This is a genomic window from Listeria sp. ILCC796 (assembly GCF_900186175.1).
In the GTDB taxonomy this organism is placed as follows: domain Bacteria; phylum Bacillota; class Bacilli; order Lactobacillales; family Listeriaceae; genus Listeria; species Listeria goaensis.
Genome location: NZ_FYBV01000001.1, coordinates 403,878 through 419,924 on the forward strand (window position 1 = coordinate 403,878; position 16,047 = coordinate 419,924).

The following is a 16,047-nucleotide window of genomic DNA, read 5'->3' on the forward strand; positions in this document are numbered from 1 at the left end:
GAGATGGAAATTTTAATTGAGAAGATGCAGCAAGATGATTATGTAGAGGTTGCGGCCATTCATTTAGAAGGCATTAAATCAAAAAATGCCACGTTTCTCACTGAGCCGCTCACCTTTTATGAATGGGATGCAAAATACCTCAAGGACTGCCGCTTCGTTGCGAAAAAAGCGGGGGAAGTCATTGGCTGGGCAGCACTTTTGCCTTTTTCAAGCATGCCAAGTTACCGTGGTGTTGCTGAAATAAGTATTTATATTGCGAAGGCTGCACAAGGAATGGGCGTTGGCAAGGCGCTTATGAGAAGCTTGATTACGGAGAGTGAAAAAGCGGGCTTTTGGACGCTGACATCGCTTGTTTTTCCGGAGAATCAGGCGAGCATTGCGCTCCATCACAAATTTGGTTTTGAAACTCTTTGTATACATAAGAATTTAGGGAAGATGGATGGTGTTTTTCGGGATGTTGCTCTTTTAGAACGCCGAAATCAAGCTTTTTAAGCGAATTTTTGAAGGAAACGGAGAAACAAAAAATGAAAATTTTATTCATAGGTGATTGTGTCGGTTCGATTGGTCGTGAGATGATTACGGAATATTTGCCGAAATTAAAGCAGAAATACAAACCTACTGTGACGATTGTGAATGGTGAAAATTCTGCATCTGGTCGTGGTATCACAGAAAAAATTTATAAAACCTTTTTAGAGCAAGGGGCGAATGCCGTTACGCTTGGCAATCATGGTTTTGATAATCGTGATGTGTTTGAGTTTATTGATGAGGCGAAATATTTAGCGCGCCCAGCAAACTACCCAGCAGGTACGCCTGGAACGGGCATTGTGTATGTAAAAGTAAATGAAACGCTTGTTGCGGTGATTAACTTGCAGGGGCGCACGTTTATGGGGCAAGATTTGAAAGATCCATTTGAAATGATTGATACGCTCGTTACTGAAGCCACTAAAAAAACGAATGTCATTTTTGTTGATTTCCACGCGGAAACAACGAGTGAAAAAGAAGCGATGGGTTGGCATTTAGATGGACGTGTTTCAGCTGTTGTTGGTACACATACGCATGTGCAAACTGCGGATAATCGCATTTTGCCAGAAGGCACGGCCTATTTAACAGATGCGGGAATGACTGGACCGTATGATGCGATTCTTGGTATGAATAAAGAAGCTGTGCTGCGCCGCTTTAAAACACAGCTGCCAACGCGATTTGAAGTACCAAAAGAAGGACGCGGCGTATTATCTGGTTGCTTAATAACTTTAGACGAAAAAACAGGACGTGCTTCCAAAATTGAACGTATTTTAATCAATGATGATCATCCATTTTATGAATAAAAGAGGGGTGTAAGCATGCCGTATAAGAAAGAAGACATTTTGAAAAAAGCGGCGGAATTAAAAGAAGCGCTTGAACATACAGAGGAAATCGAATTTTATAAAAAAGCGGAAGAGCAAATTAATGCGAACCAAAAAGTGCAGGCTAAAATCGCGGAGATTAAACAGCTGCAAAAGCAATCCGTCAACCTTGAACATTACGGAAAGTATGAAGCAATGAAACAGTCAGAAGCAAAAATTGAAGAGTTAAAAAAAGAAATTGATGATTTGCCTGTTGTGAGGGAATTTAGACGTGCCCAAAGCGACGCCAATGATTTGCTCCAAACGATTACGGATTCGATTTACAGTGAATTGAAAAAAGATCTAGACTGATGATAAAAAACGTCATCAGTCTGTTTATTTTTTAATCGATAAAAAATTTATGGTATAATATAAAGATGAAAAAAACGCGATGAAGTAAGGGATGATGTAGAAAATGACAACGTACACACCAATGATGCAACAATACTTGAGTATTAAGGAGAACTATCAAGATGCTTTCCTTTTCTTTCGCTTAGGTGATTTTTATGAAATGTTTTTTGAAGATGCGTTAAATGCGTCGCAAATTTTAGAAATTACACTAACTGGGCGTGAAGGCGGAGGAGAAGGTAAAATCCCAATGTGTGGTGTACCTTATCATTCAGCAAGTGGCTATATTGATACATTGATTGAAAAAGGTTATAAAGTAGCGATATGCGAACAAGTAGAAGACCCAAAAACGACAAAAGGCATGGTAAAACGAGAAGTTGTTCAGCTGATTTCTCCCGGGACCGTGATGGACGAAAAAGGGTTGAAAGAGAAGGAAAACAACTACATCGCGGCTTTTTATTTATACGAGGATAAAGAATTTGGCTTTGCCTACTGTGACCTATCAACCGGGGAACTCAAATCGACCGTTTTAGAATCACGCGAAGATCGTTTATTAAATGAACTCACAACGCTTTCTGCAAAAGAACTTGTGGCTCGTAAAGATGACGCGCTCCTTTTATCTGAGGAACTGACTAAACAAATGGGGCTGCTTATCTCAAATCATGAAGAAACGGAAGGCTGTGAGCTCGCGAATAAACTTATTGACCGCATCACTGCTCTTTCGGAGAAAAAAGCGATTGCCTTATTACTGAACTACCTTTCTGATACACAAAAACGCGATTTAGGGCACCTTCAAAAAGCTGTTCACTACGAAACGAGCCACTTCATGAAAATGGACTACTATTCTAAGCGCAACTTGGAACTCTCGGAATCGATTCGTGGCAAAGGACGCGTGGGGACGCTTTTATGGTTGCTAGACCATACAAAAACAGCAATGGGCGGACGCTTACTCAAACAATGGATTGACCGCCCGCTTATTGATCATGAAATGATTACTGGGCGTCAAAATGATGTAGAAGAATTGATGAAACATTTCTTCGAGCGCGTTGAACTTGTTGAAAACTTAAAAAATGTCTATGACTTGGAACGCTTATCTGGCCGGGTTGCATACGGAAATGTCAATGCTCGCGACCTAGTTCAGCTCCGCAATTCACTGTTTCAAATTCCGAAGATTAAAGCTGTACTTACGAACATGGAAGGCGCCAAACATTTAAATAGTTTAGGTGAAAAACTTGATCCATGTGAGGACCTTACTGACTTACTTGAAAAAGCTGTAATTGATTCCCCGCCGATTTCGATTCGTGAAGGGGGCATTATTCGCGATGGCTACAACGATGAACTTGATACATACCGCGATGCCAGCCGAAACGGGAAGACTTGGATTGCTGAACTGGAACGGCAGGAGCGCGAACTCACGGGGATTAAATCGCTTAAAGTGGGCTTCAATCGGGTGTTCGGCTACTATATTGAAGTGACTCGCGCCAATACGCATTTATTACAAGAGGGGCGTTATGAGCGAAAACAAACGCTGACGAATGCCGAACGTTATATTACTCCAGAGCTAAAAGAGAAGGAAAAACTGATTTTAGATGCGGAAGAAAAAAGTGTTGAGCTTGAGTACAAATTGTTTACGGAAGTTCGGGAATTTGTCAAAGACTACATCGAGCGGCTTCAAGCGCTTGCAAAGGCGGTAAGTGAAATTGATTGCTTGCAAAGCTTTGCTGAAATTAGCGAAAAAAATCGCTTTATTCGCCCGGAGTTAAGCGCAGACGGCAAGCTCGAAATTGTTCAAGGTCGCCATCCGGTCGTTGAAAAAGTAATGGGTGCACAGAGCTATGTCGCCAATGATTGCCTGATGAACGAGAATCGCGAAATCCTGCTCATTACAGGACCGAACATGTCGGGGAAAAGTACGTATATGCGTCAAGTCGCGCTAACGGCAATCTGCGCGCAAATTGGCTGTTTTGTTCCTGCAGAGCGTGCGACACTTCCTATTTTCGATCAAGTCTTCACACGAATTGGGGCGGCAGACGATTTAATCGCTGGCCAGAGTACCTTTATGGTGGAAATGCTTGAAGCGCGCAATGCGATTGTGCATGCAACAGCAAATAGCTTAATTTTATTCGATGAAATTGGTCGCGGGACGGCAACTTACGATGGTATGGCGCTCGCTCAGGCGATTATTGAGTACATTCACAGTGAAGTCCATGCCAAAACGTTATTTTCAACCCACTACCACGAACTGACGGTTTTAGATGACGAATTACCAAAACTGCGCAATATTCATGTTAGTGCGGTAGAGGAAAATGGAAAAGTCGTTTTTCTTCATAAGATTAATGAAGGTCCAGCAGATAAGAGTTACGGGATTCATGTAGCGGAGCTTGCGGAATTGCCGGCCCCTTTAATTAAGCGTGCTTCCGAGATTTTGGCAACGCTTGAAGCGGAAGGGAATCAACTGGTCGCTGCTCCAAAAGAAGAAACTAAGACTGATGTATCTGACGATATGCAGTTGCCGCTGTTTGAAATGGAAACGCCGGTTAAGCAGCAGGCAGCAAGTAGTTTGGTTGAAAAAGAAATTAAAAAATTGAATTTGATGCAGATGACGCCAATGGACGCAATGAACAAATTGTATGAACTACAAAGCAAATTATAAAGGGTTGTGATTTTATGGCCAAAATTATTGAATTAACAGACGACCTATCGAACAAAATTGCTGCAGGTGAAGTGGTTGAACGACCTGCTTCGGTCATCAAGGAACTCGTAGAAAACGCGATTGATGCGGGAAGCACTGTCATTGACATCTTAATAGAAGAAGCTGGTCTGACAAAAATGACGGTCATCGATAACGGTGCAGGCATTGATCCAGAAGACGTTTCAACAGCCTTTTTGCGCCATGCAACGAGCAAAATAAAAAACGAAAATGATTTATTCCGTGTGCACACGCTAGGGTTTAGAGGAGAAGCTCTTCCGAGTATCGCTTCTGTGGCACGCGTTGAAATGACAACTTCAACGGGGGAAACTGGGACAAAAATTGTCATCGAAGGTGGTCGCGAAAAAGAAAAGCATAGTGATTCGGCAAGGCGCGGGACGCAAATTGAAGTAAGCGATCTTTTCTACAATACGCCAGCGCGCTTAAAATATTTAAAAAGTTTGCCAACTGAACTCGGAAACATTACAGATGTTGTCAACCGTCTAGCGCTTGCGCATCCTGAAATTAGTTTCCGCCTGAGTCATAATGGCAAGCCACTTTTAAATACGAGCGGCAATAATGATTTACGCCAAGTCATTGCGGCGATTTATGGCGTGCAAATTGCCAAGAAAACTGTGCCGATTTCTGCTGAATCACTCGACTTTAAAGTGAGCGGGTACGGGGTTTTACCGGAAGTCAATCGCTCGAATCGCAATTATATTTCAACGATAATTAACGGACGTTTCATTAAAAATTTCGCACTTGTGAAAGCCATTCAGGAAGGCTACCATACGCTATTGCCAATTGGGCGTTTTCCGATTATTGTTTTGCAAATTGAAATGGATCCGATTATCATTGACGTCAATGTGCACCCCGCAAAATTGGAAGTCCGCCTAAGCAAAGAAAAGGAACTCGGTCAGCTGATTACAGCGGCCATCAAAGAGGCTTTTCATAAGCTACAGCTCATTCCAGACGGGAGCGTGTCCAAACGCGAGAAGCTCATTTCGGAACAAACGCAGATTGACTTTGAAGCAGAAAGCGAACCGAAGCGCCAAGAACCACCCACTTTGTTTGAAAAGCCAAATGTCCCAGACTTTATTCCTGAAGAAAAAGGTGTTGAGAATTGGGATTCGATTTTAAAAGAACCGCCTGAAGAGTACGTGACGGACGCGGCCCCTGTGCCAGAAGAAAAGAAGGAGCGCATTCCAAAAATGTATCCGATTGGGCAAATGCATGCGACGTACATTTTGGCGCAAAACGAAGAGGGGCTCTTTATCATCGATCAACATGCGGCGCAAGAACGCATTAAGTACGAATTTTTCCGTGAGAAAATTGGTGAGGTGGAACGCGAGCTACAAGAATTGCTCGTCCCGATTGTCTTAGAATTTTCCAATGATGAATACATTCGTCTAAGTGCTGAAACGGAGCGGCTTAAAGAAGTCGGCGTTTTCTTAGAGTCTTTCGGCCAAAATAGCTTTATTATTCGCGCTCATCCAACCTGGTTTCCAAAAGGAGAAGAGGAGGAGACGCTTCGGGCAATTGTGGATGAGGCGCTCCATGCTCCAAACATTAGCATTCATAAGCTCCGTGAAGACACTGCGATTATGATGAGTTGTAAAAAATCCATCAAGGCGAATCACTATTTGACGACCGCTGATATGGAAGCACTGCTTGATACGCTCCGCGAGGCTAGTGATCCGTTTACTTGTCCGCACGGGAGACCTGTTATTATTAAATATACGACCTATGAGCTTGAAAAAATGTTTAAGCGGGTCATGTAAGGAGAACAATGTGAAGGAATTATTTGGCGGACAAAAAATTATTCCGGCTGCTCATCATCAACGCGATATTGAAAAAATCGCTGAGCAATCTGTGCAGTATATGGTAATGCTTGAAACACATGTGGCACAAGTGAAATCACTCGTTGATTTTGCGAAGTCTACGGGAAAAAAAGTATTGCTCCATGCGGATTTAATTAATGGTTTGAAGAATGATGACTATGCGGTTGATTTTATTTGCCAGCAAATTCGTCCAGATGGCATTATTTCCACACGTGGAAATGTCATTTTAAAGGCCAAACAACATAAAGTCCTGGCCATTCAGCGTTTATTCATGATTGATTCAAGCGCCTACCAAAAAGGCATGAAATTGGTTGAAAAAGTGCAGCCTGATGCGATTGAACTTTTGCCAGGGATTTTACCTGAACAAATTGCAAACATGCATGAAAAGCTTCAAATTCCCATTATTGCTGGCGGATTGATTGAACGGCAAAGCCAAATTGATGCCGTCTTAGCTGCTGGCGCGACTGCAATTACAACTTCTAATAAAGAATTATGGACGAAACAACTCTAAACTAATGCGTATCGTATCAGACTGATGACAAAGGGAAGCTTTACCTCGTCATCAGTCTGTAGTTGTTTTCATGAAAAACAATTATATGAAACAGAAAGCGGTTTCTAAAACTGTACTATAACAAAAATGGTGCTTTTTACTAATACAGGCAAATTAAAATCATTTTTAAAATAAAAATATTTTTTTCCACTAAAGTTAAAACACCTTTAAAACAAGTGATAATAAAGCCATTTGTGCATTATGTAACATAAATGTAATAGAAAAGATTGAAAAAAGATGCACAAAACTGTAGCATTTTTTTTATTTTATGTTATGATAACAGTATAAATATAACTAACTTTGCTCACTAACAAACGCTCGAAGATGAGCAAAATAACAGGAGGGTTTCCATAATGACTGAACAATGGTATGAATTTACTGGTGGTAACTGGCAAGAAGAAGTAGACGTACGAGATTTCATTTTGAAAAACTATCGCTTATATGAAGGGGACGACAGCTTTTTAGTTGGCCCAACAGACGCAACAAACAAGTTATGGGATCAAGTTATGGACTTAACAAAGCAAGAACGTGAAAACGGCGGCGTTTTGGATATGGATACAAAAATCGTATCGACCATCACTTCACATGACCCAGGATACTTAAACAAAGACTTAGAAAAAGTTGTTGGTTTCCAAACGGACAAACCATTTAAACGTGGTTTACAACCATTCGGTGGTATCCGTATGGCGGAAGTAGCTGCAGAATCTTATGGCTTTAAAGTTGATGAAGAAATCAGCCATATTTTCTCAGAATATCGTAAAACACATAACCAAGGTGTATTTGATGCTTACACTGCTGAAATGCGTGCTGCTCGTAAATCTGGGGTTATTACTGGTTTACCAGATGCTTATGGCCGTGGTCGTATTATCGGGGACTATCGTCGCGTAGCTCTTTACGGCGTTGACTACTTAATTAGCCAAAAGAAACAAGATTTAAATAACACAGGTCTTCGCACTATGAGCGATGATATCATTCGTTTACGCGAAGAAATCAACGAACAAATTCGTGCTCTTCAAGAACTTAAAGTTTTAGGGGAAAAACACGGTTTTGATATTTCTAAGCCAGCAAAAACTGCTCAAGAAGCGTTCCAATGGTTATACCTGGGCTATCTAGCAGCAATTAAAGAACAAAATGGTGCGGCAATGAGTTTAGGACGTACTTCTACATTCCTAGACATCTATGTAGAGCGTGATTTGCGCAACGGCGTTCTTACTGAAGAAGAAGCACAAGAAATTGTGGATCACTTCATCATGAAACTTCGTCTTGTTAAATTTGCTCGTACACCTGACTATAATGACTTATTCTCTGGAGATCCTACTTGGGTAACTGAATCCATCGCCGGAATTAGCGAAGATGGTTTACCGCTTGTAACGAAAAACTCTTTCCGTTTCTTGCATACATTAGACAACTTAGGACCAGCTCCAGAACCAAACTTAACTGTACTTTGGTCTACTGAACTTCCATCAGGATTTAAAAAATTCTGTGCAAAAATGTCGATTAAAACATCTGCTATTCAATATGAAAATGACGATGTTATGCGTCCTAAATGGGGCGACGACTATGCAATCGCATGTTGTGTATCTGCCATGCGCGTTGGTAAACAAATGCAATTCTTTGGCGCTCGTGCGAACTTAGCGAAAACATTGCTATACGCAATTAACGGTGGCGTTGATGAAAAATCAAAAGCACAAGTTGGCCCAGCTTTCCGTCCAATCGAGAGCGATGTTCTTGAATACGACGAAGTAATGGAAAAATATGATGCGATGATGGAATGGATTGCAGAACTTTACCTTAATACATTAAATGTTATTCACTATATGCATGACAAATATTCTTATGAACGCATTGAAATGGCCTTACATGATACACATGTCTTACGTACAATGGCAACTGGTATTGCCGGCTTATCTGTTGCAGCCGACTCACTTTCTGCAATTAAATATGCTAAAGTAACGCCAATTCGTGACGAAGATGGTATCGTAACAGATTACCAAATCGAAGGTGAATACCCTAAATATGGTAACAATGATGACCGTGTAGATGAAATTGCAGTTGACTTACTAAAACGCTTCATGACAAAAGTTAAAAAACACAAAACTTACCGTGATTCTGTTCATACAACTTCTGTTCTTACAATCACTTCGAACGTTGTTTATGGTAAGAAAACTGGTAATACACCAGACGGACGTCGTGCTGGCGAACCATTTGCACCTGGTGCGAACCCAATGCACGGACGCGACACTAAAGGAGCACTTGCTTCCCTTTCTTCCGTAGCAAAATTACCATATGAATATGGTCAAGATGGTATTTCTAACACATTCTCTATCGTACCAAAAGCGCTTGGTCGCGAAGATGAATCTCAAATTAATAACTTAGTTGCGATGTTAGACGGTTATTCTAGTAAAATGGGGCATCATTTAAACATCAACGTATTCAATCGTGATACGTTAATGGATGCAATGGATCACCCAGAAAAATATCCGCAATTAACCATTCGTGTTTCTGGATACGCAGTTAACTTCATCAAACTTACTCGTGAACAACAACTAGACGTTATCCACCGTACAATGCACGAAAGCATGTAATTAAAAAATTAGATTTCAAAAAAGGGGATGCTAGGCGAGAAGCAGCATCCCCCTTTTTAAAGCCAATCGAAAGGAAGAGGTTAGTAATGTCAGAAGTAATGGGACGCGTACATTCAGTTGAATCAATGGGGACGGTTGACGGTCCGGGAATCCGTTTTATTGTTTTTATGCAGGGGTGTTTGCTGCGTTGCCAGTTCTGTCACAACCCCGATACTTGGAAAATTGGCACAGGCACAGAACGTTCCGCACAAGACGTGTTTGATGAGGCCATTAAATACCGTGAATTTTGGGAGGCTTCAGACGGCGGTGTTACTGTGAGTGGTGGTGAACCACTTCTGCAAATTGATTTCTTGATTGAGTTCTTTACTTTATGTAAAAAAGCTGGGATTCATACGACCATCGATAGTTGTGGTGGTTGTTTCACACGAGAACCCGAATTCATTGAAAAGTTAGACCGGCTCATGGAAGTGACCGATTTAATCTTGCTTGACATCAAACAAATGAATCCTGAGAAGCACTTAAAACTTACAACGAAATCCAATGCCCCCATTTTAGATTTTGCGCATTATTTACGCGATAAAAATCAACCCATATGGGTGCGCCACGTCTTAATCCCAACAAAAACAGATGATCCTGCTGATTTAACTTCTTTACGCGACTTTATCGATACGTTGCCAAACGTAAAACGCGTTGAAGTGTTGGCATATCACACGATGGGCGTCTATAAATGGAAAGAACTTGGTATTCGTTATCCGCTTGAAGGAATTGAACCACCTGATGAGGAAACGATTAAAATGGCCAATGAGATTTTAAAAACGGCCACATACGCATAAAAAATAAGCCTTCGCTATAGGAGGCTTATTTTTTATGTTTTAAAATATCCCGGCACCAATCGATTTCAGCGCGAATTAAGTCGCGTTTTCGCAAATAAATTTGGTAGGACATGTTATTTACAAAATCATTTTTTGTGGCTAATCCTAAAAGTTGCTCGAAATGGACTAAACTATCTTCTGTCAATCGCAGTTGGCCCTCTAAATAGGTCATGCGTTCTTCTAAAAGAATTGCCGTTCGTTCAGGGTTCAGCCAATCCAGTTGCAGTTTAATAATAAATTCATCACGCGTCACTGGTATTTTAAGTGCCGTTTCGGACCATTCTTTTAATAAAAAAATGCCGTTTTCTGTGATGGCGTAAATCTTTTTATTTGGTTTACCTTCTTGCAGCTGCGTGTGAACGATCAAATAGCCTTCATCTTCGAGCCTTGCGAGCATTGGGTAAATCTGACTGTGATTTGTATTTTGCATGATGCGCAGGCGATTAGCGAGGTCATAGCCGCTTGAAGCTTCACGGGCAATCATCTCAAGCAAAGTATAGCCGAGCAAATTAATATTTGACTTCACAAAATTTACTTCCTTTCTCGTAGCTTTCTTCTTGCTCATTGTAATCTATTTCGCAGATTTGTGCAAAGAATTCGCCAAAAATAACATATGTAAATATTGACATATAAATAAAATAGCGATACACTAATAAAGTCGAAAAAAATAGAAAGAAGTTGAACGAACATGTTAACTGAACAACAGAAAAATACTGGTAAGTGGATTACTTTTGCGGCTTCGCTACTTGCCTTCATGGGGATCGGCATTGTCGATCCAATTTTACCGAGTATCGCTTCAAGTATTGGTGCCACACATTCACAAGTTGAAATGCTGTTTACAGCCTATATTTTCACAATGGCCATCATGATGATTCCAATCGGGATTATTGCCAGTAAAGTAGGAGATAAGAAGCTCATAGTTGGTGGTCTTTTCTTAGTAACAATTTTTGCACTCTTATGTAGTTTTTCAAATAGCATTGGTGCTTTATCCATTTTTAGGGCAGGGTGGGGATTCGGAAATTCGATGTTTCTAGCGACCGCTATGACGCTTTTAATTTCACTTTCTCATACAACCTCACACGCCATTGGCTTATATGAATCGGCGATGGGGCTCGGAATGGCATTTGGTCCATTGCTTGGTGGTGTTTTAGGGAATCTTTCATGGCGTTATCCATTTTTAGCAACAGCTATTTTAATTTTCATCGCATGTTTGCTCATTTTATTTAAAGTAAAAGCGCCAAAAAACACTACAGCCACGGTCGATAAAAAGCAAGTTCCAATTAAGCAAATGTTGCATTTGTTTACCTATAAACCATTCCTACAAATTTCGTTAAGTGGGATGTTCTATTATTATTGTTTCTTTACGATTCTCGCTTTTTCACCACTTGTCCTTGGATTATCTGCAATCAAAATTGGTTTTGTCTTTTTCGCCTGGGGTTTATGCCTTGCATTTGGCTCCGCCAAAGTTGCGCACGATTTAGAATCCAAATACAACTCTAAAACCATATTAAAGTTCACATTAATAGCCTGTGCGATCATTTTAATTTTATTAGGCCTTATTAACATTCTATGGGTTAGAATCGTCTTAATCGTCATCTCAGGCTTAATTTTAGGAATAAACAACGCATTGTTTACCACAACCGTTATAGAACATTCACCATATGCACGTAGCGTAACAAGTGGTGCATATAATTTTATTCGCTGGTTAGGCGCTGCATTTGCGCCGCTATGTTCAGGCATCATTAGCGAAGCATTCGGAACAAGTTATCCATTTTTAATTGCTGCCGTTTTAGCAATTGTTGGCATGGGCATTTTATTTTTGAAAGTACAACCTGTAGAACATGTCGTTGAAGCAATGGAATAAACAGTAAAAAACGTTTTCTTTTTAGAAGGCGTTTTTGTTTACAATAATTCGATACTTCCTATAATATATATTATGTAAACTAAGATTTTTAAGATTTAAGTAAGGGATAGAAGCTTGTCTTCCCTTACTTTTTATTTTGCTCTAACATTAAATTATTTATCTTAATAAGATACTAACATTCTTTTTAAAATATGTCAACTGCTTTTGTTTTTATTTCTTAAATTACGAAATGCATCAAGATTTTTTTTGTATTCTTCTACGTCTTTTTTATAAAATAAATATATCTTCCTTGAACTGTTTTGATTAAATACATATAAAGGAACAATTTTATTATCTTTTACTAATTTAGATACATTTGTAGTTTCCATATCTAAATATTCCGCAACTTCTTTTTGAGACATTACATACTCATAAAGCTCTGAAACAATCTTTTGTTTAATTACACTATCTTTCATACCAAACATAGCATCACCCAAGTACCTTTTTTTATTTTATTATATCATAAAGCAAAGGAAAAGAGCTTAAAATTTAAGCTCTCGGATGAAAATTTGCAATAACTTTTTGTTTTTTCTTAATTTGAACTTTTGTGTAAATTTGAGTTGTCTGGACACTCTCGTGACCAAGCAATTCTTGTACATATCTCAAATCACAACCATTCTCAAGTAACTGCGTAGCAAATGAATGACGCAACATGTGTGGATGCAATTTCAAATTTATTTTTTTACCAATTTCTGAAATCATAGTGTAAATTTTAGATGCAGAAATCGGATCGCCTGTACTAAAATTAATCAAAAAGCTAGAGTGATACTTTTTATTAAATTTCATTACCACTTCACGCGCTTCTAAATACAACCTAAGAATAGACTCAAATTTTTTTCCATACACGACAATTCTCTCTTTATTGCCTTTTCCTGTAACACTCATTAAACGTTCATCAAAATTAAAATTTATTATTTTCAAATTTGACGCCTCAGACAGCCGAATTCCTGTTGAATAAAGCAAATCAAAAAGAAATAAATGGTAGGCTGTGAGACCATTATTATTTGTTTCCAAATACTGATACAAATTTTGAATTTCTTTATCATATAAAACTTTCATACTCTTGTTTGCTGTTACTTTTATCCGTACTGAATAAAAAGGGTTTAAAATATTTGTATAGTTAAAATCAATCAAAAATTTATAAAAATTTTTAAGTACATTTACATATGAACGTACAGTTGTGTTCGATAAAGTGTTTTTTAATTTAATTATCACTTTTTCAGCTTGTTTTTTTGTTATAGCAAATGTTTCAAATTCATCATAAATTAATCGTTGTATAATTCTAATATTCGCCTTTATTGTCGTACCAGATAAATTTCTAAAAGTCAAATATTCTTTATACTCCCTTAACTCTTTATTTATCATTACTTTGCGCCTCTTTCTCTCATCTCTATTTATCGAAATCATTTTCTTATTATGTTAGAATGAGAATATATGTATTTCCCAGATACATATACTTAACAGTGTATTATTTGTCTTCTTTTTACATATGGCAATTAATACACTGTTTACATCATGTTTCCTATCCGCCAATTAACATTGCTGAAAACAACACTGCAAAAGCACTAACAAAACTTAAAACCGAGTAATATTTTTTCATAGTTGTCACCTCCATAATAACATTTTAACATTAAATTATTCTGCAATCTCATTTTGCACAATATACGAACAAAAAACTAGACTTTTCAGTCTAGTTTTAATTTGCCCTTAATATCATTCCAATCAAAGCGAATATCTTCCAAAAGTGCTTCATCATTAATTTCTTCAAAAAAACTTACAGCTTCACTGTTCATATCCTCAGCCTTTTCATATTCTCCAATATATAAATAATATTCAGCTAACCTATATTTACCAAGATAAGCAGAAACTAAATCATTATTTTTATATGAAAATTCAATACCTTTATCTAAATATTTTTTCACTAAATCCATTCGCCCTTTTTGTTTTAAAAATAGTGCTATATTCATCATCAATACCGTTTTCAACCGATTATAGCTAATTAGATATTTATTTTTTTCCACTTCATCAATTAGCTTCTCTCCAAGAATGATTAAAGTATCTAAATCAAAAACATAAATAATATTTGATATAAGTAAAACATCAAATTCAAACCATTCATCTTGTTTTTCTAATCTATTCCATATAAAGCTTACTTCCTTCTTTGCCCTCTCAATGTCATTAGAATCATTTAAATATTTTGCTCCTTTTAAAATTGCACGCAGTTCAAAAATCATTATATCTTTTTCACGTGATAAATAATCATCCATTTTTCTAATTAGGCTTAACAAAGGGTCTTCATAAACTGAAAGTTTCAAATTTCTGAATTCGTAAAATAACATCTCTCTCTCACTCACAGACTTATTGTGTTGATAATAAACTACTTCCGCTAAATTAACTCCAAGTTGTTGACAAAATACCATAATTTTCTCATAACTTGGATTCATTTTATTGGTTTCTATTTTAGTGATACTTGAACGTGTTAATTCTTTGTTTGCTACATCACTTTGTGTCATTCCTTTAATTTTTCTGATATCTCTTAGAGCTTCACCTATTGTTTTATTTGTCATAATTTTCCACCACCTCATAAAAATTATAACAAGTATTCAAAATCATTTCTGTGTATATTATCCGAACATCTAAATGAAAACATAATAAAAAATGTGTAATTTACTCATTTCAATATCAATATTTTTAGTATATTATCTTTAAAAAAAATGGTAAACTTATATAGTCGCCTATTCCTTCTGGCGGTAATTTACAACAGGAGGAAGGAGGTGTTCTACTTGCTTTTACTTTTTTCAAGTCTTATTGCGCCGCTTATTGTAGGTTTATTAATTACAACTTACAGCGTATGGTTAAACAACAGGCGCAAAAAATAGGCGACAAAAACCCCTAGCTCCGTCCAAGAGTACTAGGGGTTCTCTGTGTTCTACTTGTTTCACTTTTTTCTGCTTTAATTCTAACACAATTACTCAAATTAGTCAAAAATCATTTAACATTCGTTTCCACATAATCAGGGGTCACGCCTTTAATTTCGTCTGAATTGGATAATTTCACTTCATCACCAACCAGTTTATAAACATCTTCCATAAGTTTATCATCATCCTTTTCAAGTGGATACTGAATATAAACTAAATCACCTTGATTATAAACTTTAAAATTACACTCTTCCCGCTTTAATTTTCTCTCCTTCTCTATCGCATAAGAAATAGTATCATCCTTATTTTGAACTACTAAGTTTATTTGTTTATTATACTCTTCCTTTGCCTTTGCATCCGAATTTCCACAAGCACCTAGTATCATAACAGCTAAAACCAAAACAGCAAAAATAAGTTTTTTCATTCTTTCTTCTCCTCCGTTTTTTCTATGCACCTCCAATATATCATAAATTAAGAAAAAATTATACAGTCGACACTACTTTTAATCTAGTTATTTTTTCTTTCGTATTGACTGCTGTTTCAAGTATCATTTTATAAGAACTTTCAACACCCTCATAGCTTATTTGAATTTCTAGTTCATTTAAATAAAAAACTTGGTTGCCTTTCACCGTGCTAAAACTCTTATAATCTTTCAATGTAGATGAAATTTCTGAATGACTAGCCCCTGATGGAAAAGCAACATCCGATGTTTCATCTGTTAAATAAAACGCACTTCGCTTTCTTCGTTCATCACTATCTTGATAAGTAAAGAAAGCCATTAAAAATGTCTGATTAATTCGATCCGCTTGATATTTTAATTTATCAACTTTTTTCACTGCAGACAACTTTTGTATTTCAGTTTGTTGACTTTTTATTTCACTTTTCCATTCATGAGCCCAATAACCCAACACACAAACAGAAACAAACAAAATAAAGCACATCACTTTCCAACCTTTCAT

16 protein-coding genes are annotated in these 16,047 nt (G+C 37.7%); 10 read left to right on the forward strand and 6 right to left on the reverse strand.

The genetic code is table 11. From position 1 onward, the window contains the following. Window positions 1-3 precede the first annotated feature (3 nt). The 8 genes from CFS04_RS01930 (at window position 4) to pflA (ending at window position 10,228) form a co-directional block, all read left to right on the forward strand. Window positions 4-492, forward strand: a complete 489-nt coding sequence (locus CFS04_RS01930) for a GNAT family N-acetyltransferase (RefSeq protein WP_240310276.1) — start codon at window positions 4-6, stop codon at window positions 490-492. A gap of 32 nt (window positions 493-524) precedes the next feature. After that, window positions 525-1,325, forward strand: a complete 801-nt coding sequence (locus tag CFS04_RS01935) for a TIGR00282 family metallophosphoesterase (protein ID WP_088808914.1) — start codon at window positions 525-527, stop codon at window positions 1,323-1,325. Window positions 1,326-1,340: 15 nt separating this feature from the next. Further along, window positions 1,341-1,694, forward strand: coding sequence for a RicAFT regulatory complex protein RicA family protein (locus tag CFS04_RS01940; RefSeq protein WP_088808915.1), 354 nt, complete (start codon window positions 1,341-1,343; stop codon window positions 1,692-1,694). 103 nt (window positions 1,695-1,797) lie between these two features. Further along, window positions 1,798-4,383, forward strand: coding sequence for a DNA mismatch repair protein MutS (gene mutS, locus CFS04_RS01945; RefSeq protein ID WP_088808916.1), 2,586 nt, complete (start codon window positions 1,798-1,800; stop codon window positions 4,381-4,383). 14 nt (window positions 4,384-4,397) lie between these two features. Next, complete coding sequence (gene mutL, locus CFS04_RS01950; RefSeq protein ID WP_088808917.1) at window positions 4,398-6,200, forward strand: DNA mismatch repair endonuclease MutL; 1,803 nt, start codon at window positions 4,398-4,400, stop codon at window positions 6,198-6,200. A 10-nt stretch (window positions 6,201-6,210) separates the two neighbouring features. Continuing rightward, complete coding sequence (locus CFS04_RS01955; RefSeq protein ID WP_088808918.1) at window positions 6,211-6,771, forward strand: glycerol-3-phosphate responsive antiterminator; 561 nt, start codon at window positions 6,211-6,213, stop codon at window positions 6,769-6,771. A gap of 392 nt (window positions 6,772-7,163) precedes the next feature. Then, window positions 7,164-9,395 (forward strand): formate C-acetyltransferase, encoded by a 2,232-nt coding sequence (pflB, locus tag CFS04_RS01960; protein ID WP_088808919.1) that lies wholly within the window; start codon window positions 7,164-7,166, stop codon window positions 9,393-9,395. Window positions 9,396-9,481: 86 nt separating this feature from the next. Continuing rightward, on the forward strand, window positions 9,482-10,228 hold the full coding sequence (gene pflA / locus CFS04_RS01965) for a pyruvate formate-lyase-activating protein (RefSeq protein WP_088808920.1): 747 nt from the start codon (window positions 9,482-9,484) through the stop codon (window positions 10,226-10,228). 25 nt (window positions 10,229-10,253) lie between these two features. Here pflA and CFS04_RS01970 read toward each other — a convergent pair whose 3' ends face one another. Then, the gene (locus CFS04_RS01970) at window positions 10,254-10,751 is read right to left on the reverse strand and encodes a PadR family transcriptional regulator (RefSeq protein WP_369821507.1); all 498 of its coding nucleotides are present in this window, start codon (window positions 10,749-10,751) and stop codon (window positions 10,254-10,256) included. Between the two features lie 204 nt (window positions 10,752-10,955). Between CFS04_RS01970 and CFS04_RS01975 the strand changes: the two genes are divergently transcribed. Continuing rightward, window positions 10,956-12,131 carry an MFS transporter gene (locus tag CFS04_RS01975; RefSeq protein WP_088808922.1) on the forward strand — a complete coding sequence of 392 codons (1,176 nt, stop codon included), beginning with the start codon at window positions 10,956-10,958 and terminating at the stop codon, window positions 12,129-12,131. Between the two features lie 194 nt (window positions 12,132-12,325). On the opposite strand, the gene CFS04_RS01980 is transcribed toward CFS04_RS01975, so the two are convergent. From CFS04_RS01980 to CFS04_RS01990, 3 genes are all read right to left on the reverse strand, one after another. Further along, window positions 12,326-12,595: a helix-turn-helix domain-containing protein gene (locus CFS04_RS01980; protein WP_088808923.1), complete on the reverse strand. Its 270-nt coding sequence runs from the start codon at window positions 12,593-12,595 to the stop codon at window positions 12,326-12,328. 64 nt (window positions 12,596-12,659) lie between these two features. Then, the gene (locus CFS04_RS01985) at window positions 12,660-13,535 is read right to left on the reverse strand and encodes a tyrosine-type recombinase/integrase (RefSeq protein ID WP_159457875.1); all 876 of its coding nucleotides are present in this window, start codon (window positions 13,533-13,535) and stop codon (window positions 12,660-12,662) included. 320 nt (window positions 13,536-13,855) lie between these two features. Next, complete coding sequence (locus tag CFS04_RS01990) at window positions 13,856-14,737, reverse strand: helix-turn-helix domain-containing protein (protein WP_088808925.1); 882 nt, start codon at window positions 14,735-14,737, stop codon at window positions 13,856-13,858. A gap of 147 nt (window positions 14,738-14,884) precedes the next feature. Between CFS04_RS01990 and CFS04_RS12915 the strand changes: the two genes are divergently transcribed. Then, window positions 14,885-15,049 carry a type I toxin-antitoxin system Fst family toxin gene (locus CFS04_RS12915; protein WP_117584597.1) on the forward strand — a complete coding sequence of 55 codons (165 nt, stop codon included), beginning with the start codon at window positions 14,885-14,887 and terminating at the stop codon, window positions 15,047-15,049. Window positions 15,050-15,158: 109 nt separating this feature from the next. Here CFS04_RS12915 and CFS04_RS01995 read toward each other — a convergent pair whose 3' ends face one another. Continuing rightward, window positions 15,159-15,512 carry a cystatin-like fold lipoprotein gene (locus CFS04_RS01995; protein WP_088808926.1) on the reverse strand — a complete coding sequence of 118 codons (354 nt, stop codon included), beginning with the start codon at window positions 15,510-15,512 and terminating at the stop codon, window positions 15,159-15,161. A 58-nt stretch (window positions 15,513-15,570) separates the two neighbouring features. Further along, window positions 15,571-16,047 (reverse strand): hypothetical protein, encoded by a 477-nt coding sequence (locus tag CFS04_RS02000; RefSeq protein ID WP_088808927.1) that lies wholly within the window; start codon window positions 16,045-16,047, stop codon window positions 15,571-15,573.

Excerpts from the sequence above, each read along its gene's own strand:
- CFS04_RS01975 (WP_088808922.1), top strand. The coding sequence starts at position 10,956 with ATGTTAACTGAACAACAGAAAAATACTGGTAAGTGGATTACTTTTGCG.
- pflA (WP_088808920.1), top strand. The coding sequence starts at position 9,482 with ATGTCAGAAGTAATGGGACGCGTACATTCAGTTGAATCAATGGGGACG.
- CFS04_RS01980 (WP_088808923.1), bottom strand. The coding sequence starts at position 12,595 with ATGTTTGGTATGAAAGATAGTGTAATTAAACAAAAGATTGTTTCAGAG.
- CFS04_RS01935 (WP_088808914.1), top strand. The coding sequence starts at position 525 with ATGAAAATTTTATTCATAGGTGATTGTGTCGGTTCGATTGGTCGTGAG.
- pflB (WP_088808919.1), top strand. The coding sequence starts at position 7,164 with ATGACTGAACAATGGTATGAATTTACTGGTGGTAACTGGCAAGAAGAA.
- CFS04_RS01940 (WP_088808915.1), top strand. The coding sequence starts at position 1,341 with ATGCCGTATAAGAAAGAAGACATTTTGAAAAAAGCGGCGGAATTAAAA.
- CFS04_RS01995 (WP_088808926.1), bottom strand. The coding sequence starts at position 15,512 with ATGAAAAAACTTATTTTTGCTGTTTTGGTTTTAGCTGTTATGATACTA.
- CFS04_RS01970 (WP_369821507.1), bottom strand. The coding sequence starts at position 10,751 with ATGATTGCCCGTGAAGCTTCAAGCGGCTATGACCTCGCTAATCGCCTG.
- mutS (WP_088808916.1), top strand. The coding sequence starts at position 1,798 with ATGACAACGTACACACCAATGATGCAACAATACTTGAGTATTAAGGAG.
- mutL (WP_088808917.1), top strand. The coding sequence starts at position 4,398 with ATGGCCAAAATTATTGAATTAACAGACGACCTATCGAACAAAATTGCT.
- CFS04_RS02000 (WP_088808927.1), bottom strand. The coding sequence starts at position 16,047 with ATGAAAGGTTGGAAAGTGATGTGCTTTATTTTGTTTGTTTCTGTTTGT.
- CFS04_RS01990 (WP_088808925.1), bottom strand. The coding sequence starts at position 14,737 with ATGACAAATAAAACAATAGGTGAAGCTCTAAGAGATATCAGAAAAATT.
- CFS04_RS12915 (WP_117584597.1), top strand. The coding sequence starts at position 14,885 with ATGGTAAACTTATATAGTCGCCTATTCCTTCTGGCGGTAATTTACAAC.
- CFS04_RS01930 (WP_240310276.1), top strand. The coding sequence starts at position 4 with ATGGAAATTTTAATTGAGAAGATGCAGCAAGATGATTATGTAGAGGTT.
- CFS04_RS01985 (WP_159457875.1), bottom strand. The coding sequence starts at position 13,535 with ATGATAAATAAAGAGTTAAGGGAGTATAAAGAATATTTGACTTTTAGA.